The sequence below is a fragment of the Providencia sp. PROV156 genome (genome assembly GCF_028480905.1).
Classification (GTDB): domain Bacteria; phylum Pseudomonadota; class Gammaproteobacteria; order Enterobacterales; family Enterobacteriaceae; genus Providencia; species Providencia hangzhouensis.
Genome location: NZ_JAMPPE010000005.1, coordinates 163901 through 186932 on the forward strand (window position 1 = coordinate 163901; position 23032 = coordinate 186932).

General features: G+C 40.5%; 22 protein-coding genes. 3 read left to right on the top strand and 19 right to left on the bottom strand.

Features of this window, described 5'->3' with window-relative positions:
- Nucleotides 1-107 precede the first annotated feature (107 nt).
- Together PSF31_RS05350 and PSF31_RS05355 are read right to left on the bottom strand one after the other, a co-directional pair.
- Nucleotides 108-1100, bottom strand: a complete 993-nt coding sequence (locus tag PSF31_RS05350; RefSeq protein WP_036958239.1) for a substrate-binding domain-containing protein — start codon at nucleotides 1098-1100, stop codon at nucleotides 108-110.
- 212 nt (nucleotides 1101-1312) lie between these two features.
- Nucleotides 1313-2125: a DeoR/GlpR family DNA-binding transcription regulator gene (locus PSF31_RS05355; RefSeq protein ID WP_096864479.1), complete on the bottom strand. Its 813-nt coding sequence runs from the start codon at nucleotides 2123-2125 to the stop codon at nucleotides 1313-1315.
- Nucleotides 2126-2580: 455 nt separating this feature from the next.
- Here PSF31_RS05355 and araD point away from each other — a divergent pair, with 455 nt between their 5' ends.
- Nucleotides 2581-3279: an L-ribulose-5-phosphate 4-epimerase gene (gene araD, locus PSF31_RS05360; RefSeq protein ID WP_004259191.1), complete on the top strand. Its 699-nt coding sequence runs from the start codon at nucleotides 2581-2583 to the stop codon at nucleotides 3277-3279.
- Nucleotides 3280-3476: 197 nt separating this feature from the next.
- On the opposite strand, the gene PSF31_RS05365 is transcribed toward araD, so the two are convergent.
- The 7 genes from PSF31_RS05365 to PSF31_RS05395 all read right to left on the bottom strand — a co-directional run bounded on the left by PSF31_RS05365 (nucleotide 3477) and on the right by PSF31_RS05395 (nucleotide 9868).
- Nucleotides 3477-4520 (bottom strand): tyrosine-protein phosphatase, encoded by a 1044-nt coding sequence (locus tag PSF31_RS05365; RefSeq protein WP_004259188.1) that lies wholly within the window; start codon nucleotides 4518-4520, stop codon nucleotides 3477-3479.
- A 13-nt stretch (nucleotides 4521-4533) separates the two neighbouring features.
- Nucleotides 4534-5364, bottom strand: coding sequence for a PTS system mannose/fructose/sorbose family transporter subunit IID (locus PSF31_RS05370; protein WP_096864480.1), 831 nt, complete (start codon nucleotides 5362-5364; stop codon nucleotides 4534-4536).
- The gene (locus PSF31_RS05375) at nucleotides 5361-6152 is read right to left on the bottom strand and encodes a PTS mannose/fructose/sorbose/N-acetylgalactosamine transporter subunit IIC (RefSeq protein ID WP_047756133.1); all 792 of its coding nucleotides are present in this window, start codon (nucleotides 6150-6152) and stop codon (nucleotides 5361-5363) included. The genes PSF31_RS05370 and PSF31_RS05375 overlap by 4 nt, the downstream gene beginning before the upstream one ends.
- A gap of 46 nt (nucleotides 6153-6198) precedes the next feature.
- Entirely contained in the window at nucleotides 6199-6672 is a 474-nt protein-coding gene (locus PSF31_RS05380) for a PTS system mannose/fructose/N-acetylgalactosamine-transporter subunit IIB (RefSeq protein ID WP_096864481.1), read from the bottom strand.
- Between the two features lie 9 nt (nucleotides 6673-6681).
- Complete coding sequence (locus PSF31_RS05385; RefSeq protein ID WP_096864482.1) at nucleotides 6682-7113, bottom strand: PTS sugar transporter subunit IIA; 432 nt, start codon at nucleotides 7111-7113, stop codon at nucleotides 6682-6684.
- A 185-nt stretch (nucleotides 7114-7298) separates the two neighbouring features.
- The gene (locus PSF31_RS05390) at nucleotides 7299-8150 is read right to left on the bottom strand and encodes a MurR/RpiR family transcriptional regulator (RefSeq protein ID WP_094961576.1); all 852 of its coding nucleotides are present in this window, start codon (nucleotides 8148-8150) and stop codon (nucleotides 7299-7301) included.
- Nucleotides 8151-8374: 224 nt separating this feature from the next.
- Nucleotides 8375-9868 (bottom strand): UxaA family hydrolase, encoded by a 1494-nt coding sequence (locus tag PSF31_RS05395; RefSeq protein ID WP_096864483.1) that lies wholly within the window; start codon nucleotides 9866-9868, stop codon nucleotides 8375-8377.
- 240 nt (nucleotides 9869-10108) lie between these two features.
- Here PSF31_RS05395 and exuR point away from each other — a divergent pair, with 240 nt between their 5' ends.
- Entirely contained in the window at nucleotides 10109-10870 is a 762-nt protein-coding gene (gene exuR / locus PSF31_RS05400; RefSeq protein WP_004259169.1) for a transcriptional regulator ExuR, read from the top strand.
- Here exuR and PSF31_RS05405 read toward each other — a convergent pair whose 3' ends face one another.
- The 3 genes from PSF31_RS05405 to PSF31_RS05415 all read right to left on the bottom strand — a co-directional run bounded on the left by PSF31_RS05405 (nucleotide 10871) and on the right by PSF31_RS05415 (nucleotide 14442).
- On the bottom strand, nucleotides 10871-11605 hold the full coding sequence (locus tag PSF31_RS05405; protein WP_099975398.1) for a Crp/Fnr family transcriptional regulator: 735 nt from the start codon (nucleotides 11603-11605) through the stop codon (nucleotides 10871-10873).
- Nucleotides 11606-11769: 164 nt separating this feature from the next.
- Nucleotides 11770-13080 (bottom strand): MFS transporter, encoded by a 1311-nt coding sequence (locus PSF31_RS05410; protein ID WP_096864484.1) that lies wholly within the window; start codon nucleotides 13078-13080, stop codon nucleotides 11770-11772.
- A gap of 249 nt (nucleotides 13081-13329) precedes the next feature.
- Entirely contained in the window at nucleotides 13330-14442 is a 1113-nt protein-coding gene (locus PSF31_RS05415) for a mandelate racemase/muconate lactonizing enzyme family protein (RefSeq protein WP_004259162.1), read from the bottom strand.
- A 293-nt stretch (nucleotides 14443-14735) separates the two neighbouring features.
- On the opposite strand from PSF31_RS05415, the gene PSF31_RS05420 reads away from it, so the two are divergent.
- A complete protein-coding gene (locus PSF31_RS05420) occupies nucleotides 14736-16055 on the top strand; it encodes a polysaccharide deacetylase family protein (protein ID WP_096864485.1) in 1320 nt (439 codons plus the stop codon).
- 34 nt (nucleotides 16056-16089) lie between these two features.
- Here PSF31_RS05420 and PSF31_RS05425 read toward each other — a convergent pair whose 3' ends face one another.
- Genes PSF31_RS05425 through PSF31_RS05455 form a run of 7 tightly spaced genes read right to left on the bottom strand, consistent with a single transcriptional unit; the run spans nucleotide 16090 to nucleotide 22984 of the window.
- Nucleotides 16090-17193 (bottom strand): fatty acid desaturase family protein, encoded by a 1104-nt coding sequence (locus tag PSF31_RS05425; RefSeq protein ID WP_096864486.1) that lies wholly within the window; start codon nucleotides 17191-17193, stop codon nucleotides 16090-16092.
- Nucleotides 17183-18307: a sterol desaturase family protein gene (locus PSF31_RS05430; RefSeq protein ID WP_096864487.1), complete on the bottom strand. Its 1125-nt coding sequence runs from the start codon at nucleotides 18305-18307 to the stop codon at nucleotides 17183-17185. The genes PSF31_RS05425 and PSF31_RS05430 overlap by 11 nt, the downstream gene beginning before the upstream one ends.
- On the bottom strand, nucleotides 18300-18914 hold the full coding sequence (locus PSF31_RS05435; protein ID WP_096864488.1) for a phosphatase PAP2 family protein: 615 nt from the start codon (nucleotides 18912-18914) through the stop codon (nucleotides 18300-18302). The genes PSF31_RS05430 and PSF31_RS05435 overlap by 8 nt, the downstream gene beginning before the upstream one ends.
- Nucleotides 18911-20191 (bottom strand): F390 synthetase-related protein, encoded by a 1281-nt coding sequence (locus PSF31_RS05440; protein WP_172412240.1) that lies wholly within the window; start codon nucleotides 20189-20191, stop codon nucleotides 18911-18913. The genes PSF31_RS05435 and PSF31_RS05440 overlap by 4 nt, the downstream gene beginning before the upstream one ends.
- Nucleotides 20185-20988, bottom strand: a complete 804-nt coding sequence (locus PSF31_RS05445) for an MBL fold metallo-hydrolase (RefSeq protein ID WP_096864489.1) — start codon at nucleotides 20986-20988, stop codon at nucleotides 20185-20187. The genes PSF31_RS05440 and PSF31_RS05445 overlap by 7 nt, the downstream gene beginning before the upstream one ends.
- Nucleotides 20982-21989, bottom strand: a complete 1008-nt coding sequence (locus PSF31_RS05450) for an NAD-dependent epimerase/dehydratase family protein (RefSeq protein ID WP_096864490.1) — start codon at nucleotides 21987-21989, stop codon at nucleotides 20982-20984. The genes PSF31_RS05445 and PSF31_RS05450 overlap by 7 nt, the downstream gene beginning before the upstream one ends.
- On the bottom strand, nucleotides 21986-22984 hold the full coding sequence (locus PSF31_RS05455) for a 3-oxoacyl-[acyl-carrier-protein] synthase III C-terminal domain-containing protein (protein WP_096864491.1): 999 nt from the start codon (nucleotides 22982-22984) through the stop codon (nucleotides 21986-21988). The genes PSF31_RS05450 and PSF31_RS05455 overlap by 4 nt, the downstream gene beginning before the upstream one ends.
- Between the last annotated feature and the right edge of the window lie 48 nt (nucleotides 22985-23032).

The window sequence follows — 23032 nt, forward strand, 5'->3', positions numbered from 1 at the left end:
TTCGAGCCGCTGCGTTAGTGCAGGCGACTCGAACTCAAAGAACATTAAAATTAATATCTTGATAAATATTGTATTTTTGTTTTGAACATTATTTTGACAAGGTGAAATTACAGACCGACTTCGACCAATTTTTTCGTATTTTCAATATTCAAATTAACGGGGTTGTCACTCAAAATCGTGTTGCCACTGACTTTGATTTCACCCATATCACCAATAGACACGCCATCTTTAATTTCTTCACCATTCATCATGGCAGTCGCCACCTGTACAAATACTTGTCCTGCGACTTTTGGATTCGAAATATAGCCGCCATCAATTGCGCCTTTTTCCAGTAATTTGATGCCTTGGCCAGGTGTGAATGTCCCGAATACACAGGTTTCATCATTTTTACGGCGTTTATCAATGGCTCGGCCTGCACCGATAGGGCCTTGTGAACCAAATGACATGATGCCTTTTAAGTCTTTGTGCTTAGATAACAAATCATTAGCTGTACGCATTGAGTCATCAACGGATTCGGCAACACCAAAGCGGTCATCGACCATTTGCATTTTCGGGTAGTTCGCTTTCTGGTAAGCAATTGCAGCGTCGGCCCATTCGTTCACTAATGGTACTGTCAGGCTTCCCACAAACATGGCATATTTGCCTTCTTCGCCCATGCATGCCGCCATATCTCTCATATGGTTAGCGCCCATACTTTGGGTATCAAGTAATTCAAAGTCCCAATCTGCATTTTTTTGGTTTGGTGATTCGTGGGTAATGACTTTAATTCCAGCATCTTGAGCACGTTTTAATACAGGCTCAAGAACTTTAGCGTCGTTAGGGACAACGCCAATGACATCCACTTTCTTCGCGATTAAATCTTCGATAGCACGAACTTGTTCCGCTGGGTCAGCCGTTGTTGGACCGACTTGGAAGGCATTTACACCGAGTTTTTTGCCTTCTTCAGTAATACCTTGTTCCATCACATTAAACCAAGGAATACCACCGACTTTAACGACGACACCCATGGTAAAGGGCTTTTGTGCTTTTTGTGATTCAGCCATCGCGACATTTGAAAATAGTGCAACGCTCATTAAACAAGGTAAAACTAGCTTCTTCATGTTCATAGTTGTATTCCTTAGTGTAGATGGATACTAAATCAAGAAATTCCATTATTTAGAAATAATGAACTTCTTATATTTAGATATGCCTATAATTAAGTGCCAAGGAATTATGGGTAAATAATATCCCTGCGCTTATTTAATACAGAAAATAAAATAGAACTTATTGTTTTTTACTTACATCACAGTTACATGATTTTTATTTTTATAACTTATTTATCGCACTCGATAATTCTAAGGTTAGAGAACTTTTCTTGAAAACTATTATCATTTAGTTTGTTTGTAATTAATACGTCAATATCATCAAATGTACAAACCTGGCTAAATGCATATTTTCCTAATTTACTATTATCCGCGAGCAAAACTTTATTTTCGGAAACCTGTAACATAATATTTTTTAATTTTGAGTTTATTTCACTGCCATCGCGAATACCATTTTCGATATTGAACCCTTGGCATGAAAGAAATAAGGTTTTTATCTGAAAGCTACGGATAATACTTTCTGCAATTGGGCCATGAAAATCATCATGGCGTTCTGAATATTCCCCGCCAATACCAATAACACGTACTCGGTCACGGCAGGCCAAGGCTTGGATAATCTTGACCGAGTTTGTCACTACCGTAATGTCGATATCAGGTATTTGCCGTGCTAAAAACCAGCAAGTACTGCTGTTATCTAACATAATACAGTCACCAGGCTGAATTAATTTTAGTGCGGCCTTTGAAATCTTCATCTTGGCATCAGGGTGCTCTTCGGTTCTTTTGCGAAAAGACTCTGCGCCATCAACCATTTGACTGAGTTTGACCGAAGAAGGCATAACATTCACCATCGACATTTCTTCTTGGTCGATGGCTACCGCGCCCCCAAAGCTACGGATGATCTTATTTTCCCGCTCAAGGGCAGTTAAATCACGACGGATAGTTTCTTGAGAAACGAGACACAATTGAGCTAAATCACGTACTAACGCCGAACCATTCTGCGAAACATGAGAACAAATTAATTTATGGCGTTCGGCTTGTAACATATTTAACTCCTATTCTTTCCACGATATTTATTCTGCCCGTGTTGCTTTTTTTTTGTCGTGATTGGATTCAAGTAATCTGTTTTTGAAAAAAACAAAGCCTGCTAAAGTGATTTTGATCTTAATTTTAAGAGTGCCAATGTGGCTTGTTACATAATAATTAGATTTGAATCACTATATTTGCGGTGTTTTTTTGCTTTTCTCTTAATAAACAAAAAATATTGGGCTAACTCGGTCATTTAACCATATCTTTATTATGACTTTATTTGACTGAGTATGCCCGAATAAGACCGACTTAGGCGATTTTGTTACGAATTTGTAAAGTGAGGTGCTTTTTAAATGGCCTAAATCTGTTTACCTTAATAGCCAGATAAAGGTTATCAACACACAAAAAACATCACCATAATAAATTTTTGTTGTTGATATTAAAGCATATTTAAGCAAGCTAGGGAGTTGTTATGTTAGAACAATTGAAACAACAGGTTTTTGAAGCGAACCTTGCCTTACCCAAACATAACTTAGTGACATTTACTTGGGGAAATGTGAGTGGTATTGACCGCGAAGCTGGGCTAATGGTGATAAAACCTTCTGGCGTTGACTATGAAACCATGAAAGCAGAAGACATGGTGGTGGTATCGTTAGAAAGTGGAGAAGTAGTCGAAGGGAAATATCGACCGTCTTCAGATACCGACACGCATTTGGCACTGTACAAAGCATTCCCTGAAATTGGCGGTATTGTTCATACTCACTCCCGTCACGCCACGATATGGGCTCAAGCAGGGCAGCCATTGAGCGCCTTAGGGACAACCCATGCCGATTACTTCTACGGTGAAATTCCTTGTACCCGTAAAATGACAGAAAGTGAAATTGAAGGGGATTATGAAAGAGAAACGGGCCATGTGATCATTGAAACCTTTAAGGAAAAAGGCCTGTCAGCAAAAGATATTCCTGCCGTATTAGTGAATAGCCATGGCCCATTTGCTTGGGGGACAAGCCCCGATAACGCAGTGCATAACGCCGTAGTGTTAGAAGAAATTGCCTATATGAATTTATTTACCCGTCAATTAAGTTCACAAGTAGGTTCAATGCAACAAGTATTATTAGATAAACACTATTTACGTAAGCACGGTAAAAATGCATATTACGGGCAAAAATAAAGTAGCTAAAAAATTAATTAAATAGAATTGGCGAACGAGAGTAATTATTGATTCTATGATCAATAATGGATTTTTTTCGTCAATAAAATAGCCACAATGAATATTCTATGTGGCTATTTTACTGTTATTTTAAATAAAGCAATTTCTCAGGTTTATTTTATTAAGCCTGTGGTTGTTTATAAGATAATTAAATTTATTTAAACTAAGTATATCTCTCTAAGCTGCTTAATATCATTATCTGTGAATTTAAGTTCATCTTTAATATACCTTTCAACAGAGCCAGATATTTCTTCCATTGTATTAAAGACTTCTAAAATAAATGATTCTTGAGTATCAATTAGTGAGAGTAAATAATCCAGTACATTTTGGTCTTGGGTTATTTTTCGATATCCCGCCATTTTAATTTCGTTACGTTCAAGCCGGTTAAAATGGGTGATCATATAATCCTGTACAATGGTTTCTTTTGGCACTCCTAACATGGAAAGTACCAGTAATGCACCATAACCAGTTCGGTCTTTTCCTCCACGGCAATGCTGAATACTTGGGGCATTTTGTTTATTTAATAAAATCTCTATCATTTGCTTAAAGGCAGCTTTTGACTTATCACTCACCACAAATTGGCGATATTGTTCCAATATTTGTAACCCATCGCCGTTAATCATTTCTTTCGGAATGTGTTGGATAACACTTTCGATTAGTGCTTTGTCTTCATTATCTGGTGATGCGGCAAATTGCGCTGCTAATTCAGCAGTTTGAGCCGTTGCATCAAGATGATAAGTTTCCTTTTCACCAACATAGCAATTAGGCGATTTATTAATTTCATTTTGAGTACGATAATCGATAATGCTGTTAATCCCTAGGTGGGAAATATAGTTGACCGCTTGTTGATTCAAATTAAACAAATGGTTGGAACGGTATAACATTCCCCATTTCACCTGTTTTCCGTCTGTTGTGGTATAACCCCCAAAATCACGGAAGTTATTTAATCCCTCAATAGGCAATGTTCTTTCAGCGAATAATCTACGTCCGTTGGCATTTTGTAAAATAAAATAGATACGTTGTTTAGCATTTAATGGGTCTTGAACTGTAATGGTATTCTCTAATTTATCTGTAATGAAATTCTCAGGATAAACTTGAGTATCAGGTCTATCCGTCCAATATAATGCTAGAGGAGAGGATGGAATTTCACTAAACTTTATTTCGAGTGTTGATTCACTCACTCTGTTGACTTCGATTTCCATATATTTCCCTTTATCATCCTAAAATTCCGAACACAGAACAAATAACACCTAAAACCATAATGGCGACAATGAGTGCAACGGTATGTTTCCCTTGAAATTTACGAACAAGGAAGAAAATACCGAGGGCAAAGAGAAGAGTGAGTAAGTTAGGTATTACCTTGTCAAACATCTCTTGTACTTTGATAGATTGCTCACCGACGGCAATGGTTAGCGGAGTGGAAAGCTTGACGGTCGTCGCTATCAAGGAACCTAGGACCATGACCCCGACAACGTTCGCTATATTAGTAATTCGCTGAATAATATTTGATTTTTTCGATTGCTCGATTAAATCAACGCCTTTGTTATAGCCATAATGAATAAAGAAATATTTGGTGCCGATATTGACGATATTAAACAGAATAAACATTAAGATAGGGCCAATAATATTACCTTGCAGTGCAAATGCGGCTCCGATGCTGCCGCAAATAGGCAACCACGTAAATTTTAATAAGCTATCACCTAGGCCTGCAAATGGCCTCATTAAACCGGCTTTTACAGAAACGACAGCTTCTTTTTCTTCTTCTGTTGTTTTTTCTTCTAATGCAGCGGTGACACCGAGAATTAATGCGCCAGCGTTAATTTGCGTGTTAAAAAACTCGAAATGGCGTTGCATGGCTTTAATACGTGTTTCTTGATCTGCTTTTTCATACAGTTTATCGAGAACGGGCACCATACAATGCGCAAAACCAATAGTTTGCAGTTTTTCGTAGTTGTATGAGAATGACATGGTTTGAATTCGCCAAAACATACCATTAAGCTCTTTTTTCGTGAGTTTTTTATTTTCAGAGGTGGTTACTTCACTCATAGGTCATACTCCTCTTCTTCATTTTTATGGGAGGTTGGTGCTGTTTTTTCTTCTGGTGTTTGGCGCAAACTGCTGGCAAATGCCATGTCATAAAGCACTGCAAATGCCAGAGCGATAAAAGTAATTGGGATAATTGGCAGTTTTAAATAGGTTGTGAGCATAAAACCGAGCAGAAAGAAAAACCACATTCTGCCTTTAAGCAACATGAGTAGCAGAATACAGATACCGACAGCAGGGATCAGTTTAGATGCGACCCCCATACCGGTAAGAATACTTTCAGGTACGGCATTTAATATGCTATTGACTAAGTCACTACCAAAATAAACGGCAATAAAGCAGGGAATGGCGCGAATAAAAAACCACAGTGGCGTCGAAAAATAATGGACTTTTGTTAGGCCACTGTAGTTTCCATCAAGAATGGATTTACTGGCCCAGACATTTAAGAAACTGGCAAAAGAACGCCAGATAATCAGTAATTGTTGACATAGAATAGAGACTGGCACGGCAAGGGCGATACCCGCTGCAATTCCGCCATTGGAAGCAATACCGAGTGCAACTCCAATAATTGAACCAGCGATAATATCGGGTGCAGAATAAGCGCCGACGTTACCAATTCCCATCCACATCAATTCTAATGTGGCGCTAATGGCTAATCCTTGAACCATATCGCCCATGATAATACCAGCCACAGTACCGGTGAGCAGTGGGCGTCTTAGCATTTGCGGACCGACATCATCCAATGAGCAAATGCCTGCCCAAATTGCAATTAAAATGGCCTCTACTAACATAATAGGCTCCTCACTTATTAAGTGAAAATAAGCATGACTAAATGAATTAATTGAGTAATGTTTTCAATTCAACAATGGGATCTTTAGGAACCATTTGAATTTCAACGGCAACGTTATTGTTGATAAGTGACCTAAAGGCTTGTTCTTCTTCTGGTGTGACGGCAACTGCACGGGATAAATTACGACGGCCTTCTTGCATACGCATCCCGCCGACATTCAGTTTTTCCAGTTTTAAGCCACTTTCGACAAGCCTGTTCACATCAATACTGTTAGTAAACAGCAGCATAGTGCGGCGTTTAATTTCCGCTTTTTTTAAGACTTCAATGAATTTATCGACGCCAAAAACGACTACTTTTAGATCTGGTGGAGCAGCCATAGTAAGAACTGATTGTTGAACGGTGTCATTGGCAACTTTGTCATTGACGATAATCACCTGTTCAATATCAAAATTTTTAACCCAAGTGGTTATAACTTGGCCATGGATAAGTCTGTCATCAATTCGAGCAACATTAATTGGCATGGGATTCTCCTAAAGTTCGCTATCATTTTGTGCTAATGGTTTAAGTTGTTCACCGACATTAAGGCAACTGTCAGGGAATACATCATTAATGACTTGATGAAGTTCATGTAAAGGGAGGTCTCGGTTGCTGAGTATTTCGAGAAAAGTAGGAACATTGATTCCGCAGTACAGCACAACATCATTTTGGGTAATAACGAGCTCGCTGGCTAAATTGCAAGGAGAACCGCCTAATAAATCCACTAAAATTAAAACGCCATCGCCTTTATTAACATTTTGATATGTTTCAAATAAATGTTTTTTTACCTCATTAATATTGCTTTCTCTTTGAATGGAAATCACGCTGATATCTTCTTGAGAGCCGATTAGCATTTCAGCACATTCCAATAACCCTTGTGCAAAAGGCCCATGGCTAGCCAGTATGATAGGTATTTGAGAGCTCATTTTTTCCCCTTATATTTATTTTTTTATTTTAGTAATAAAATTACTTTTATATATTTATTTTAAAGTAACAATATCACAAAAAAGGGGAATGAAAAGGGGGAGTTCCTAGAAAGGGTCATTTTTGTGAGCAAGATCGAAGTGGCTACTTAGAGCCACATAGAAGATATTAAGGAGGAGAAAGCCGATTAGTTATTGCTATTTAAGCGAGAAAAGCGCTCCGCACGAGTACTAATTTGTTTTTGAATTCGTTCATCGTACTGTTTAATAAATAAGTTAGTAATCAACATATTAATTACAGTCAGTTGCGAAATTTTTGAGCGAATAGGGATAAGCCTTGAAACGTGCTCCGTGGAGATCGTGTGCAAGACTGTTTCTGCTAGCGATGACACCGAGCTTTGCCCCATTTTCGTGATAGCAATGGTCGGAACTTTCAATTCTCTGGCAAGAGTGAGTAGTTTGATACATTCGTGGTTTTCACCAGAATGAGAGATGACAATGACAAGATCGTTCTGATCTAATGTATTCACAATACTGAATTGGATGCTGTAATCAAGGTGACAATTAACATCTTTTTTTATTTTAATTAGTTGATATTCAAATTCTTTTGCAACTAATCCACTACTGCCTGCACCATAAATGACAATTTTTTTACTCTTACTAATTAATTCATTTGCTAGCTTAAAGGCATTTAAATTGACCAAAGCGCAAGTTTCTTCTATGGATGATTTTTCAATCAATCCTACTTTGTGATTAACGGTTTCCATTGAATCACTAATATCAATATCTTCTTGTAGTAGAGTGCCGTAAGACTTGTGATTAATCGATGAAATTAAATCAATTTTTAGATCGCTAAAGCCTTGGTAGCCTAACTTATGGCACAGGCGCAAGATAGTGGTGGTACTGACCTTATTTTCTTGGGCTAGGGATTGAATGCTCATACTTTGCATGTTTTTCTTATTAGCAATAATGTACTCAGCGACTTGTTTTTCTTTGGTGGAAAGGCTGTCTCTGGCCTCTCTAAGTTTTAGGTCTATCATTATTTACCCTGCTAATAAATTAAAATTCGTCATTACGAAATGGATCCTACCATATCTTAAAAATAGGGAAATGGTGACTTTTCTTTATTGTCTTCGTATCACGATAAATGGGCTTATGGCTTAGGATAGAAAGTAAGGTCGGTAGGAAAAAGTTAATAAATATAAATAGTTAGTTATATCCCTATTGCTTAATAATAACCAAAGCAATAGGGATCAGTTTGTTTTTAAAGTGTGACGCCCATTTTAAAAATTGCTAATTCACGGAAATCATTGATTTCATTTTTTGTAGGTTCACCATTAACGGTTTTGACAACCAACTGAATGAAGGCATCTAATAACTGATCCATGGATTTTCCTGTTAATAAGGCACCTGCATTAAAATCAATCCAATGGGGTTTTTTGGCGGCTAATTCATTATTGGTCGCAATTTTCATGGTGGGAACAAAGCCACCATATGGCGTGCCACGACCTGTTGTAAATAACACCATATGGCAGCCAGCTGCTCCTAAGGCACTGGTGGCAATGGCATCATTACCCGGCGCGCTTAACAAGTTGAATCCTGGGGTTGTCAGGCGCTCCCCGTATTTTAAAACATCCATTACTTGGCTAGTGCCAGCTTTTTGTGTGCAGCCGAGGGATTTTTCTTCGAGTGTCGAAATGCCTCCGGCTTTATTACCTGGAGATGGGTTTTCATAAATTGGCTGGTCATGGGCAATAAAATACTGTTTGAAGTCATTGATCATATTGACCGTTTTCTCAAACGTCAGTTCATCATGGCAGTGGTTCATTAGAATTTGTTCAGCACCAAACATTTCAGGTACTTCGGTTAACACCGTAGTTCCGTTATGACTGACTAAAAAATCAGAAAAACAGCCTAACAATGGGTTAGCCGTGATCCCTGAAAGGCCATCAGAACCACCACATTCAAGACCAAATTTCACTTCGCTCAGTTTGCCTGACTCACGTTTATCTTGCTGTACTAATTGATAAAGTGCATTAAGGTGCTCTACACCGGCTTCAATTTCATCATCTAATTGTTGGCATACCATAAATTTCACTCGTTCATCATCATAGTCACCTAATGTTTCTTTAAAGGCGGCGACTTGATTATTTTCACAGCCTAAACCGATGACTAAAACGCCACCTGCATTAGGGTGCTTAACCATATCTTGTAAAATAGTACGGGTTGTTAAATGGTCATCACCGAGCTGGGAACACCCTAAAGTATGGTTATAAAGATAAACACCATCAATATCAGAAGCGCCATTATGTTGTTTATTAAAGCGTTCGATCATTTTTCTCGCCAGTGCATTAACACAGCCGACTGTTGGTATCACCCAAATTTCATTACGGATAGCGACATCACCATTTGCTCGGCGATAGATTTGCACTTCTGGATCCGGCCGTGTAACGGCAATTGTGTTGTGTTCAGGGCGGTACTCATAATCATTTAAGGCACTTAAATTGGTGGCGGTATTATGAGTATGAACATGCTCTCCAGCCGTTATGGTCGTCGTTGCATGGCCGATGGGAGCGCCATATTTAATAATATTATTGCCAGACTCAATCAAGGTGAGGGCAATTTTATGCCCTCGATCAACATCTTGTTTTAATGTTACTGATTGCTCTGCAACACTAATGGTTTCCCCTGCTTGTCGGTTAACTAAAGTAATGGCGACATTGTCATTGGGATGTATTTTAATTATATCTTTTATCATATTGCGTTCCCTGAACTGGAAATCGGATTAAGCATGATCAGCCATAAAAAGTATGAATGATCTTTTGTTGTCTAAATTTCATTCATTATACGATCCGGTTTACAACTTTAAAAGATGTTATACCAATTTATTATGATTTATTTATTAGTGAAGTTCTATTTCACCCATCGTCGAAAAATTTCGTTATACTGTGGACATTGATGGCCAGCGAGTCGGGTGGTTATGTGAAAGGAGAAAATAATGAGCTCACAAGAGAGTGAACCGCGCCTATACCAACAAGTTGCGGCTCTGGTCAAAGAACGTATCGAAAATGACGAATACCCAGTTGGCACTAAATTACCTGCGGAACGGTTACTTGCTGACGAAATGAAGGTGAGCCGTACTGTGATCCGTGAAGCCATCATTATGTTAGAAGTAGAAGGCTATGTGGATGTACGCAAAGGATCTGGCATACATGTTATTAGTAACCGGTCTAATAACTCAGTCAATACAGAAACAGGATTAGAGTTTAGCCGCTGTGGGCCGTTTGAGCTCTTACAAGCAAGGCAATTGATTGAAAGCCATATCGCCGAGTTTGCCGCGACCCAAGCCACCAAAGAAGATATTTTAAAACTAGTTGATATTCAAAAGCATGCTCGCAAAGAGGATCGTTTTCGTGATTCAACATGGGATCTTGCTTTTCACATGCAAATTGCCGCGTCGACCCATAACAGTGCGATGGTGGTGATCGTTGAGCAAATGTGGAGCCAACGCTTACGTAACCCTTACTGGCTCAAGCTTCATGAGCATATTGATAACCGTTCGATTGAGAGCTGGTGCGATGAACATGACCAAATTTTGCAGGCGTTAGCGCGTCGAGACCCTAAAGGGGCGCGGCAAGCTATGTGGCAACATTTGGAAAATACCAAAAAAATGTTATTCAATGCGACCAGTGATGACTTCGAATTCACCATGGATCGCTATTTCTTCGCAGATAGCCCAACCATGGATGATAACAGCTAGTTATTCCTCATCATCTTCCGATATTTGCTTCAGCGCGGGGAGGTTAACTAAAATAATTTTCCCGTATTTTGCATCAATCCAGCCTAGTTTTTCCCATGCGACTAAACGCTTATTGATGGTTTGCCGTGTGGTATTAATGATGGTCGCTAAGTCATCTTGTGTGAGATATAAGCTTAGTTGAATTCCTTTTTCATGAGGTTCGCCATAGCCTTCTGCTAAGCTCAATAAGCGTTTGGCGAGTCGGGCTGAAACAGATAATAAGGCACTGTCATTGATAATGGTAAAGGCATTACGAATCACTTTGCAGAGTAAAATATTCAGAAATTGGTAAAAAACGGGGTGTTTTTCCAAGATCATGGTTAAGTCTTTCGGTGATATCGTCAGTAATATGGTTGGGCTAATCGCTTTGGCATCATGGGTGCGCGCTGATTTATCTAGCATGGCAATTTCGCCAAACCAATTGCCTGGTGAAAGATAGCGAAATACACATTCACGGCCATCTGAGGAAATTGAACTTACTTTTACTGAACCTTGAATCACCGCATATAGACCACGAGCAGGGTCACCCTGATAGTGAACCATTTCACCATCTGGATAGAAACGTAATGTGGCGCATGTCATTAAGATGGAAATCAAATAATCAGGTAAGTTACTAAACCAACTATTTGTTTTTAATATTTCAAGAATATTTTCATGCGTTAGAACTAATTGGCTGTTTTGTACCGCAATGTTCATCTGAATGCTCCCTGCATGATTGGCTAACTTTATCATGACATTTGGTAGGGTTATGTTCAATCATGAACCGCCGTAATATTCGAGTAAACCTCATAAATAAGAAATAAGGTAATAGAAAACCCGAGCCATTAATGTGGCTCGGGAGGGATTTAAAAGATAATTAATTAATCTTCAAATCGTTTTTCAATACCTAATCTTTTTAATGTCAGAATCAACAGACCACCGATAAAGGTGACCAATGCGATAAAATAGAGTCCTGCACGGGCAGATTCAAAGGTAGTTTCAGCCCAAACTCGTAAGTTTGGTGCCACAAAACCACCTAAGTTACCCACTGAGTTAATCAAAGCAATACCCGATGCAGCTGCGGTGCCGCCTAAGTATGCAGATGGGAAGCTCCAATACAGAGGCTGCATCGCCAAGTGACCAGCCGCTGCCACACACAGGGCAATAATCGCAATGACGGGAATGCTATCGAATAAACCAGAAACCGCAATTCCCGCCGCACCTAACATAAAGGTGATGGCAGCGACTTTACGACGTTCTTTTAGACGTTCTGAAATACGAGGTACATAATAAACCGCAATTGCCGCACACAGTGGTGGAATGGCGGTAACAAAGCCTACAAGTATGCCGACTTTACTGCCCAACAACGTACCGATTTGGGTTGGTAAGAAGAAATAAATCCCATAGCCACATATTTGAACGGTAAACCAAATCAGACACAGGTAGAGAACGCGCATATCTAATAATGCTCTCAAGGCGCCTTTCGGGCTATGGCCTGCTTTGGCATCTTCTTCCAAGGCTAATTTAGCGGAAAGTGCACTTTTTTCCTCAGCTGTCAGCCATTTGGCTTTTTCAGGGCGGTCATCAAGGTAAAAGAACACCCAAATCCCGACAATAGATGCTAATAAGCCTTCTACGACAAACATTAACTGCCAGCCGTATAAACCGAAGGCAAATGAAGTTCCTTCCAACGACAATAATGAGCCAGATAATGGGCCGCCAATGATAAACGCCAGTGGTGCCCCAAATAAGAAGTAGCCTGTCACCCGTGCCCGGATATTTTGTGGGAACCAGAAGGTTAAATACAGAATAACCCCCGGAAAGAAGCCAGCTTCACTGACACCAAGTAAGAAACGCAGCACAATAAAGGTGGTTTCATCATGAGCAAACATCATGGCGGCAGAGACTAGCCCCCATGTGACCATAATGCGCGATAACCATACCCGAGCGCCAATTCGGTACAACAGAATATTACTTGGCACTTCAAATAGTGCGTAGCCGATAAAAAAGATCCCTGCGCCAAATGCGTATGCAGCGTCACTTAACCCAGTTGTTAATTGAAACTCTTGTTTTGCAAAACCAATATTTGAACGGTCTAAATAAGCCAATATGAACATTAATACCACCATAGGTATTATTTTTCGTATTGCTTTGCTGGTAGCCGATGATAAATGATCCGTATTGGTGGACATGGTTCACCCCAGTTTTTTGTAAGATAGTAATGTTATCTATTCATTTTTATTATGTGTTTAGCCCGCCGCTGAATAACCAGCAGAGTAGAGTATAGAGCTAATGTACTCGTCATACTTCAAGTTGCAGTGTTGTTGATTGCACCATGAATTATTCAGAGTATAAATAAGTAATTTAAAATGAATAATTCTTGTTATTAATTTCCCTTTTTCATGTTGTTAGAAATGAAATATTGAAAAAGGGAATGATCATTATTTCACGTTAAATTTGGCTAATGCTTCAGGTTTTAACGTCGTACCTGCCCCAGGCGCGGTTGGTGTGGTATAAACACCATCAATGACTTCGACTGGGTCAACAAAGCAATCCAGTGTCCATGGAATAAATTCCAGTAAAGAACAAGCGGGATGTGCCATTACCAGATGCAATTGTGCCTGCATCATATCGCCATGGTGTGGTGTCACTGGTAAATTAAAGGCCATACCTAAGTCAGCAATTTCCCATACCGCTGTTAAACCGCCACAGCGTGTTGCATCAGGTTGTAAGTAATCAACGGCACCCGCCAAGACAAATTCTTTAAATGAATCATTGTGATAAAGTAATTCACCTAATGCGATAGGTGTATCCATATAAGCGGCAAGCTGTTTATGGCTGGCGACATCATCATGCCATAATGGTTCTTCAAACCACTTAATATTGAAATCATTTAAACGGTGGCCATATTGCTTGGCAATACTGATATCCCATTTACCGTTTGCATCGACCATTAGGTCGATATCGTCGCCAATTGCGTTACGAACAGCTTCAATACGTTGTAGATCTTCGCGTGGATCTGGTTTACCAATTTTCATTTTTATTGCTTTGAAGCCTTCTTCAAAGATCATTTTTTTACAATCATCGACTAAGTCTTCTTGGCTACGCACTAACCAACCGCAGTCGGTGTTATAGGCGTTAACTTTATTGTGTTTTGAACCGCCAAACAGTTGCCATAGCGGCTGATCCGCGGCTTTAGCTTTAAGGTCCCAAAGGGCGATATCGATGGCAGAAATCGCCATTTGCATCAAACCACCACGACCTACCCAGATATTGGTTGAGCTGCGAGTGAGTTTTCGATGTAAATAGCGCACTTCTGTTGGGTCTTCGCCGAGTAACATTGGGCCGAAAACATCTTCAATAATAGTGGTGATTAAACGGTCAGTGGTGATGTCGGCATGTGTCCCTGTGTGGCCATAACCGACTAATCCACATTCTGTTTTGATCATGACACCCGGCATCCCCCAATGGGTAATGCTGTGAGTTGAGTCACCAATTAGGTCATTAGTGACAGGTACGTGCATGATAAAAGTACTAATTTCTTTTATTTTCATTGTTGTTCCCAGGTGTTGTAAGGTGGTTGAATGCCAATCTAACAGTGGGAAGTGGATTAAACTGTCAAATGATTTACAGATTGTGCCTGTATGGCGCTTTTTACTGATAAATATGAGCTAGATCTCTTTATTTTGTATGATAGATTATGGCGTATCTTTAAAATTGGTATAACAGCTTAATAGGTGAAAATAGTGGGAAGCAGGGAACAATAAAAATTTTTATCAGGGTATGGGGTTCAATCTAGAGTAGGTTTAGAATAATGGCGGAAACCCAGCTTTATAGTGGATAAAACATGTCTAAACGATTTCTTTTATTGCTTTGTATTTTATTTACGAATTATCTTCCCCAATCTTTGGCTTCTGAGACCGTCAACAACACTGACGATTGGCAGTTGGCAGACATCCCACCAAAGCTAGTGCAAACAAAACAGCCTGAAATTATTTTTGCGATGATTGCTGGAGAAATGCGAGCCGTCGCAGAACTCAATGCAGAACACGGTTTTTATGCCTATTCTCCTTCGGGGGATTATTGTGCAATGCAGTTTGGCAATGGGTATGCCTTTGTAAAAACAGTATCGTTTTCTAACCAAAAACCGCGTTATGTACCTGAAGTGGATAGGCTAAATGATTTACAAAATCCCATTTATGATTATTTGGTCACGCACCAAAAAACAGCGGTATATAACTCAACTCAGAGTAATAGTAAGCAAATTGCCTCTTTATGGGAAAACCTGCGCTACCCTGTGTTAGCACGGATGATTAAAACGGATAAAGCAGGAGAAAAGACTGCTTGGCTAACGATTCGCCTAGGGGATAGGCTGGGCTATGTGCGTTTAGATGATGTAGCATTAGATAAAGGCATTCCAATTTTAACTTATCACCATATCCTCAAAGACAGTGAAAATAAGCATTTTCGTGACACGTCAACGACGACATCCGTGGAAGCATTTCGTGAACAAATGAATTATTTAAAACAGGCGGGTTACCAAACGCTTTCGCTTGCCGATGTGGAAGATTATCTGAATAAATCTGCTAACTTACCAGGTAAAGCAGTCGTGCTGACATTTGATGATGGTTTAAAATCAGTTTATCGCTATGCATTACCGATTTTAAGGCATAACCGCCAGCAGGCGACGCTATTTATTATTTCTTCGCGGATTAAAACACAGCCACAAAAATGGTCAGCGCATGACTTACAATTTATGAATAAACAAGAGATAAAAGATAGCCGAGACGTTTTTAATATCCAATCTCATACTCACTTTTTACATCGTTTAGATAATCATAATTCACCCATTTTATTTAGCCGGAAAGAACATACGATCATGTTGGATTTCAAACGGTCGATGAGAATTCTAAGCCGTTTCGAACCTGAGCAGCGTTACCTTGCATATCCATTTGGTGGTTATAACCAATCAGCGATAGATGCAGCTAAAGATGCGGGGCTACATCTTGCCCTAACGACCATTCAAGGAAAAGTTAAATTGGGGGATAACCCTTTTGCGCTCAAACGTTTGTATGCTTTTCGGACTGACCCATTAGAGAAATTTGCTCAGATGGTAGGTAATAGTGAAAAAAGCGTCATAAATCAAAATATTATTATCGACAGATAATCAATATAGCGAAGTAAGCACTGGGTTGTTTGGCTCAGTGCTCATCCGCTTGCTTGCCCGTTCCCATCTCTTTTAAAAATTGTTGTTGGTAAACAAACAATTCTTTCGCGCTAATACAATGATAATCCATCGAAAACTGTTCGGCGGTTTGCTCAATGATCTTAGCAAGTGCAGGGTAATGGCGGTGGTTCCAATTCGGAAATAAATGATGTGTAAGATGTAAGTTTAACCCGCCTAACCAATAGGTTAGCCAACGAGGTGTGGTTTGCCAATCATAAGTGGTTGAAAAAGTATGAGTATAAAAACCATGCGGCATATTGCCTTCTTTGGGGGGCGTATAAAAAGTTGCTTTCGCCCAATGGGTGCCAAGTATTAATACAACAAATACGAGGGAGGCAAGCATTTGGCTAAATAAGTAAGTGAGTAGCAAGGTACCTAAACTGATATCAGTGATAACAAACGCAGGTATGACTATTGCAACAATCAAATGTAGTAACTTAGCCAATAAAAATGCCCCAATACCACGACGGCCTTGATGGCGCATATGAGGAGCGACGCGCGTCATATGAAATCTATCCATCCAATCAAAGAACCAAATCAATGCAGGGAAAGTCATTGCGGCAATTAATGGCCAATACAGATGCTGAGCTCGCATAAACGGGTACCAGCGCTGATAAGGGGTTTGGCGCAAGACAAAATTTTCTTCGATATCTAAATCATAATGACGAATGTTGGTGTGAGCATGGTGAAAAATAATATGCCTGACTCGCCAACATTCAGGGTCTAAACCCAACGGAATAGTGACCCAAAAATTGAGCCAATAATTGGCTTTGGCCTGTTTGAAAATCGCATTATGGGAAGCATCATGAACTAAATTAATTGCCAATAATAATGCGAAACAGATAAACAGGGGATAAAAAATAAAAAAAGCCCAAGACGCGTTAACACATAGCGCTATGCCGTAACTGCCTAGGCAGCACAAGATTAAAACCAAGCTTTTTAAATAAAAGCGTAAGTCAGCGAACCGGTGATCTGCACGCTGTTGTAAATAGTGTTTAGCGGCCTTGTTCAACGCTTTTTGGAACGCTTGATCATGGCGGTGTTGGTAGCCTAACGGCCTTAGCGGCTCAGGCGACATCACGCACCTGTATGGGTTTTCTGCCGATACCAAGTAACATTAATAAACTATGCAGCCACAGAGCCGTGGTAAAAATTACCCAAAATGGCGTTGTCCATTGCCAAATAAATAAAATGCAAATTAATAGTAAGCAAGCGATAAAAAACCAGCTCATCAGGCCAATTTTGCGGCCATCTGAAATACCTGATAGTGCCACGGTACCTAAGGCTAATAAGATAAATAAAATCACTTGCTGTTGAGTCGTTCCCTGATAACCATAGCCATAAATATAGACATAACCAATAACTAGGCTAAATAGGAGAAGTGTTCCCATTACTAATGCGATTTGGTTCACGCGAAATAATGGTGCGGGTTTTTCCTTGGGTTGACTGCGACGTTTAATGATACGCCAAAAAGGCAAATTACTATCAATAAATGGGTTTTCAGAAGCAGGAGCCCCTTTGATGCCAAAATGGTGTTCCGTTTCAGGTAATTTGGAAAACGTACCAAATAGTTTGTCCCAAAAAATAAAACTGCCGCCAAAATTACGGTTGGAATAGTGTCCTTCTTTCACATGGTGAACTCGGTGGTGCTGTGGCGTTACCATAAATTTCTCCAACCAACCCAAACGCGGGATCAGCGCACTGTGGTTAAAAAATTGAATGGTATAGTGCAATATTGAAACGGTGATAAACACTTCTAATGGGATCCCCATTAGTGCCAGCAACATAAAGAATGGGATTGATGTAAGTGATGAATACCACGAATTACGTACGCCTAATGATAGGTTATAGTGCTCCCCTTGGTGATGTACCACATGAACGGCCCATAAAACACGGTAAGTATGGTGTAAACGGTGTAGCCAGTAAAAACCAAAGTCCCAAGCAAAAATCGCAAACACCCACACCAGTGCGGTTGGCCAGTTTTCAACGAGGTTGAATGAGTAGTGGGTCACGACAAAGCCGTAACAAAAAATCTCTAACCCTCTAAATAACCACAACATAATATGGCCAGAGTTCAGGTTGAACACCAATTCTTGCCAGCTAACGGTTCCTTTTTGCGTTTTGGCGATCACTAAACCTTCTGCGACCACGACCGCTAACATGAAAACAATCGGAAAGGTTAATTCATTCATCAGTGTTTCTCTTTAAGACAAACTTCGCAGTGTGAACAATCACTAATGCCCCACAAGCGGTGAGTGCGCCAGTGACCACATCAATAAATAAATGGCGTTTTAACACCAATACAGAAGCACAAATAGCAAGGGCCCAAATTACGGCTAGAACCGTGCGAAATTTTTGTTGTGTTGACCATAATGCATTCAGTACGACGAGAGTCAATGAGACATGTAGAGAAGGGAGTAAATTTTGTGGGCTATCAATATTCATTAAAGCAGATAAAGCCAGTCCGGATAAGGTTGATAAGTCGTAATCGTGGTATAGCATAGTCGTGGGGTAGCACAAATAAACAGCCCCAGAAACCAGCGCACAGAGTTGCATGGCATACATAAGTGGGCGCGCTTTTCTTAGGGGGCAGAGAAAATACCCAAGTGGGATAAACAGAAAAAAGGAGAGGTAAAGCCAGATGGCATCGGGGGAAAATGGGACGGCATTATCTAGTTTACTAGGGAGTAAAATATGAGCTTGCCCAGTCACTTGCCCGGTATATTGGTAAACAATACCTACGGTTCCCCAGCCGAGTAGGCAATAAATAAAGCGAGTGAATAATTCCCTGTTGTTCATTTTACTTCCTTACGGGTTATACGTCGCTTTTTAACCGAGAGTGCTTGCGTAATAGCGGCTGATGATAATTGCCAATCTAATTGCGTAATATCAACGTGTTGGCTTGCAAAGTAACTTGCTAGCTGTTGCTGGCAATGGGATAACTCCATGGGAGAGCATTCAGCCTGTAAATATAATGAGTTGCCTTGCTGTGTTAAGCGGAAATCAGCAGTAACAGGTAAGTGATTCACAATAACCCGCGCACAGGGATCTGCAAAAATAGTCACCATTTTGCCGTTATAACCCGGAAGTTGAAGCAAATCATCACAGCGACCCTCAATGCGTTCTATCGCCATTTCAGGGGAGCCACATGGGCAGGTGTTTTTTTTCACCACTAACACATCATCCAGTTGATAACGAACGATAGGCTGTGTTTTACGGGTAAAATCCGTAATAATCGGCGAAAAACGGTTATTATCAAGCCAATTAGGCTCAATATGCACAAACGCTTCATTTAAGTGTAAAGTACCATGAGAACAAGTACAGCCTAAAAAACCTTCCGTTGCTTGGTAGACCTCTCCAACATTGGGGAAGCAATTCTGTAATTTTTGTTTATCATGGGGTTCTAATACTTCAGCCACGGAAATGACTTTCTGCACATTTAGTTGAAGTTTCTGTTGGTTAATGGCGTCAGCTATTGCGCATAGCACTTGGGCTGGCGCAACAATAATTGATGGTTGATATTGTTCAAGTGCAGTAAGTTGCAGGTCAAAATCTGCAAAAAGGTCATAAAAACGCAGTGAAATCCAACGGTTATTGACACTTTCATACAGGTTATTATTAGCACGTAAAAATAGAGCAACACGTTCACCACTAAACAGACTTTTAGGTAGCATTTTAGCTAACATGCTGCCAGACCAAACATTTTGTTCTTCTGGGCTAACAACGAAAAGGCCTCGACGGCCTGAGGTTCCAGAGGACAACCCGACACTGTAGCGCCCTACTTTAGGGGCAAAATCCCGAGATTGCTCACTTTTTTGTGCACATTCTAGAAGTTTTTGGCTAGAAAGCCCGGCGGTATTCATCTCATCAAAATTATCCATCATGACTTGTTTATTCATAATGGGAAAATTCGATAATGGCTGATTGATATATCGCTGAAAGTAAGGGCTTTTCGATAACACTTTGCGCTTAAAATGTGCCAAACGTTTTTGTTGATAAGCTTCTAGCTCGTCACGGTTGCGAAACGTCAAATGACGAGCGCGCCAGTAATGCCAAAGCATCGAGAGGATCACAATAAATCCCCTTCGTGGCACAGTTGGATAACCACATTGCGTTTATCAATTTCATGTAATTTATTGAGTGTTTCGTAATAAGCCTGCTTATCATCCATGATGATATTGGCAATGGCCATAGGGCCGCGCAATTCACGGTAATTAGTGGGAGACCATGCTGCGTCACCTGCGAGCAATATCCAGCCTGAGTCAGTTAGTACACACAAACCAATATGCCCTGCAGCATGCCCAGGGAGCGGCACAATGAATAACGTCTTCTGTTGATTTACCGCATAGCCTTCGCCCAAAACTTGTAATTCATTAGGTAACGCCACCTTTGGGAAACTTTCATAAAATACAGTACGTTGTTCAAAGTCTTCTGGTAGAAGACCACTGACAAAGGCATTTTTCAATGCAGCAAACCCTGTTAAAGGGCGTGTTTTAGCCCAGCCATCTCCTGAGCAAATAATGGGGATGTCAGGGAAGTCACGTAGCCCAGCGATATGGTCACCATGAAAATGGGACAAAATCACACCATTGATATCATTAGGTTTTAAGCCATCATTAGCCAATTGATTGACAAGGGCGTCTTTGCTTTCGAAATACACTGGGGTAACAGTTCGATATAACCGCATAATGCCATGGCGCGTGTGATCATAAAAATGGGTGGCATAACCCGTATCAAATAGCCAACGCTGGTGTTCATCTTCAATCAGCCATGCTCTTGCTGGGAATTTACAGGATTTAAAACTAGCACCTTTTAAAGCCACACAGCCTGGATGTGTGCAGTAACCCACTTCATATTGATGAATTTTTAGCATGGGTTCTCCTGTTGTTTCAGCCATTTAGCGGTCAAATGAATACCTTGTTGCATACTATATAAAGGATAGTAATCCAGTTCTTGCTGTGCTTTTTGGTTATCTAATGTCATGGTGAAATAGGCTGCGCCAAGGCTATAGCGTGTGAGTAATGGTTCTTTTCCCGTTAAATAGCCAATGGCTTCTAATAGGCTGGCAATAACATACAGTAAAGGGTAAGGGGCTGAACGAATTTCGCAATCTAAGTTTAGCTCACTAAATAACTGATTTAATGTCTGTTTTAGTGCTTGGGGCTGTTGGTTGGTAATATTATAAATGGCGCCATTAGGGAGTATTTCTTTGAAAGTCGCCAACTGCATGCTGTGAACCACATTTCCCACATAGGTGAGGTCAAAATGGTTATTTCCCCCATTAGGTAACACCAATTTTCCCTTACGTGATTTTATTTGGGCGAGCAAACGCGGTAGCAAAACGCGATCATGGGGGCCAAATAAACCTCGAGGGCGCAAAATAGTGTAACGAGTTGTCGGAAACTGCTTAACGCACTGCTCAATCCTAGTTTCGGCTAAATATTTTGTTCTGGCATATTGGTTAGCGAAATGTTTATTAACCGTGGACTCATGAATATTTTGCTGGTGGGTGAAATTAAAATAAATGGCTGGGGTGGAAATATGGATAAAGCGTGAGACTTTGGCTTCCCCCGCGGCGGTAGCCAAAATTTGAGTCGCATGAATATTTGTTGTCTCAAAATCTTGGCGTTTGCCCCAAGGTGAAGAAAGAGCAGCGCAGTGCCAAATGGCATCACAGCCAGTCATCATCTCTTTGGCCTGTTGCAAAGAAAGCTGAGCCAGTTCACAAGGGATAAATTCAGCTCCCATTTTTACTAGCTGTTCTCCTGCTTGCGGGTTTCGCCCACAAGCGACGACTTCAAAACCTCGCCCCAGTAAGTACTCACTTGCATTTCTACCAAGGCCACTCGTGGCACCTGTGACGAGGATCTTCATGGCACTAATACCATGGCGCACAGCGCTAACCCAGCGGCAGTGCCAATTAGCATGGCACTGGGCTTTTCATAGAAACGGCCTGTGATAATTGCTTCGTGTAATGCTGAAGGGATAGAGGCCGCAACTTGGTTCCCACGATGGCAGTAGATATCGACTAATTGCTCAGTTGTTACGCCCACACGTTGGCGCATATGTTCTAAAGAAAGATGGCTTGCTTGGTGTGGGATCACGGTACCAATTTGTTTGAGTTGTATATCTGATTCACTGGAAACCTGTTGCATAAAATCTTCAATCAAAGAAGATGCGAGGCGAAACAATTTTTTCCCCTGCATATGGAATAGAAAATCATCATCGGTCATCCCTGCACGTGGATTGCGTCTTGTGCCACCTGCGCGAATTTCACAAAAATCAATGCCTGCTGTATAAGTGGTGTGTGTGTAAGAAATAATTCCACTATTCCCATCCCCTTTTTCCACAACAACGCAAGCTGCACCATCACCAAAAATCAACGATGATTCTTTATCTTGCCAATCAATACCACGCGAGGCGATATCCGCAGAAACAATTGCAATGCGTTGATAAGCACTGGTGGCTAATAACCCCGCAGCAACCTGTAGCGCAGTGATAAAGCTGATGCAACTTGAATTAACATCAAAGCAGGCAATCCCTTGATTTAAATTTGATTGTTCAAGGATATGCGCTGCGGAGCAAGGCAAAGCTTGCACGGGAATTGCAGACGCATTAATTAGCATATCAATACTGCTTGGTGCGATATGGTTCGCATGCAATGCATTTTGAATCGCCAGGGAAGCTAACACTGCTTGTGAATCGGTATGACTTGCATGGAAGCGATATTCGATACCTGAATGTTTTTCAACAAAACCTTTTGGTTTATTGAGCTTTTCATCAAGCATTGAGGAGTAAATTTTGTTTTCAGGTAGTGCCACACCAGAAGCAATGATTTTTAGTGGGGTGATTGACCTATTACCAGACATATAAGTAGTGCCTATCTCATCATAATATTGACAATAAATATCAAAGTT

Bases quoted from the DNA above. Each gene is read 5' to 3' on its own strand.
- PSF31_RS05435 (WP_096864488.1), bottom strand. From the start codon at position 18,914: ATGAACAACAGGGAATTATTCACTCGCTTTATTTATTGCCTACTCGGC.
- PSF31_RS05370 (WP_096864480.1), bottom strand. From the start codon at position 5,364: ATGAGTGAAGTAACCACCTCTGAAAATAAAAAACTCACGAAAAAAGAG.
- PSF31_RS05420 (WP_096864485.1), top strand. From the start codon at position 14,736: ATGTCTAAACGATTTCTTTTATTGCTTTGTATTTTATTTACGAATTAT.
- PSF31_RS05375 (WP_047756133.1), bottom strand. From the start codon at position 6,152: ATGTTAGTAGAGGCCATTTTAATTGCAATTTGGGCAGGCATTTGCTCA.
- PSF31_RS05390 (WP_094961576.1), bottom strand. From the start codon at position 8,150: ATGATAGACCTAAAACTTAGAGAGGCCAGAGACAGCCTTTCCACCAAA.
- PSF31_RS05385 (WP_096864482.1), bottom strand. From the start codon at position 7,113: ATGAGCTCTCAAATACCTATCATACTGGCTAGCCATGGGCCTTTTGCA.
- PSF31_RS05365 (WP_004259188.1), bottom strand. From the start codon at position 4,520: ATGGAAATCGAAGTCAACAGAGTGAGTGAATCAACACTCGAAATAAAG.
- PSF31_RS05355 (WP_096864479.1), bottom strand. From the start codon at position 2,125: ATGTTACAAGCCGAACGCCATAAATTAATTTGTTCTCATGTTTCGCAG.
- PSF31_RS05380 (WP_096864481.1), bottom strand. From the start codon at position 6,672: ATGCCAATTAATGTTGCTCGAATTGATGACAGACTTATCCATGGCCAA.
- PSF31_RS05415 (WP_004259162.1), bottom strand. From the start codon at position 14,442: ATGAAAATAAAAGAAATTAGTACTTTTATCATGCACGTACCTGTCACT.
- araD (WP_004259191.1), top strand. From the start codon at position 2,581: ATGTTAGAACAATTGAAACAACAGGTTTTTGAAGCGAACCTTGCCTTA.
- PSF31_RS05350 (WP_036958239.1), bottom strand. From the start codon at position 1,100: ATGAAGAAGCTAGTTTTACCTTGTTTAATGAGCGTTGCACTATTTTCA.
- PSF31_RS05395 (WP_096864483.1), bottom strand. From the start codon at position 9,868: ATGATAAAAGATATAATTAAAATACATCCCAATGACAATGTCGCCATT.
- PSF31_RS05410 (WP_096864484.1), bottom strand. From the start codon at position 13,080: ATGTCCACCAATACGGATCATTTATCATCGGCTACCAGCAAAGCAATA.
- exuR (WP_004259169.1), top strand. From the start codon at position 10,109: ATGAGCTCACAAGAGAGTGAACCGCGCCTATACCAACAAGTTGCGGCT.
- PSF31_RS05445 (WP_096864489.1), bottom strand. From the start codon at position 20,988: ATGCTAAAAATTCATCAATATGAAGTGGGTTACTGCACACATCCAGGC.
- PSF31_RS05425 (WP_096864486.1), bottom strand. From the start codon at position 17,193: ATGTCGCCTGAGCCGCTAAGGCCGTTAGGCTACCAACACCGCCATGAT.
- PSF31_RS05455 (WP_096864491.1), bottom strand. From the start codon at position 22,984: ATGTCTGGTAATAGGTCAATCACCCCACTAAAAATCATTGCTTCTGGT.
- PSF31_RS05405 (WP_099975398.1), bottom strand. From the start codon at position 11,605: ATGAACATTGCGGTACAAAACAGCCAATTAGTTCTAACGCATGAAAAT.
- PSF31_RS05450 (WP_096864490.1), bottom strand. From the start codon at position 21,989: ATGAAGATCCTCGTCACAGGTGCCACGAGTGGCCTTGGTAGAAATGCA.
- PSF31_RS05430 (WP_096864487.1), bottom strand. From the start codon at position 18,307: ATGAATGAATTAACCTTTCCGATTGTTTTCATGTTAGCGGTCGTGGTC.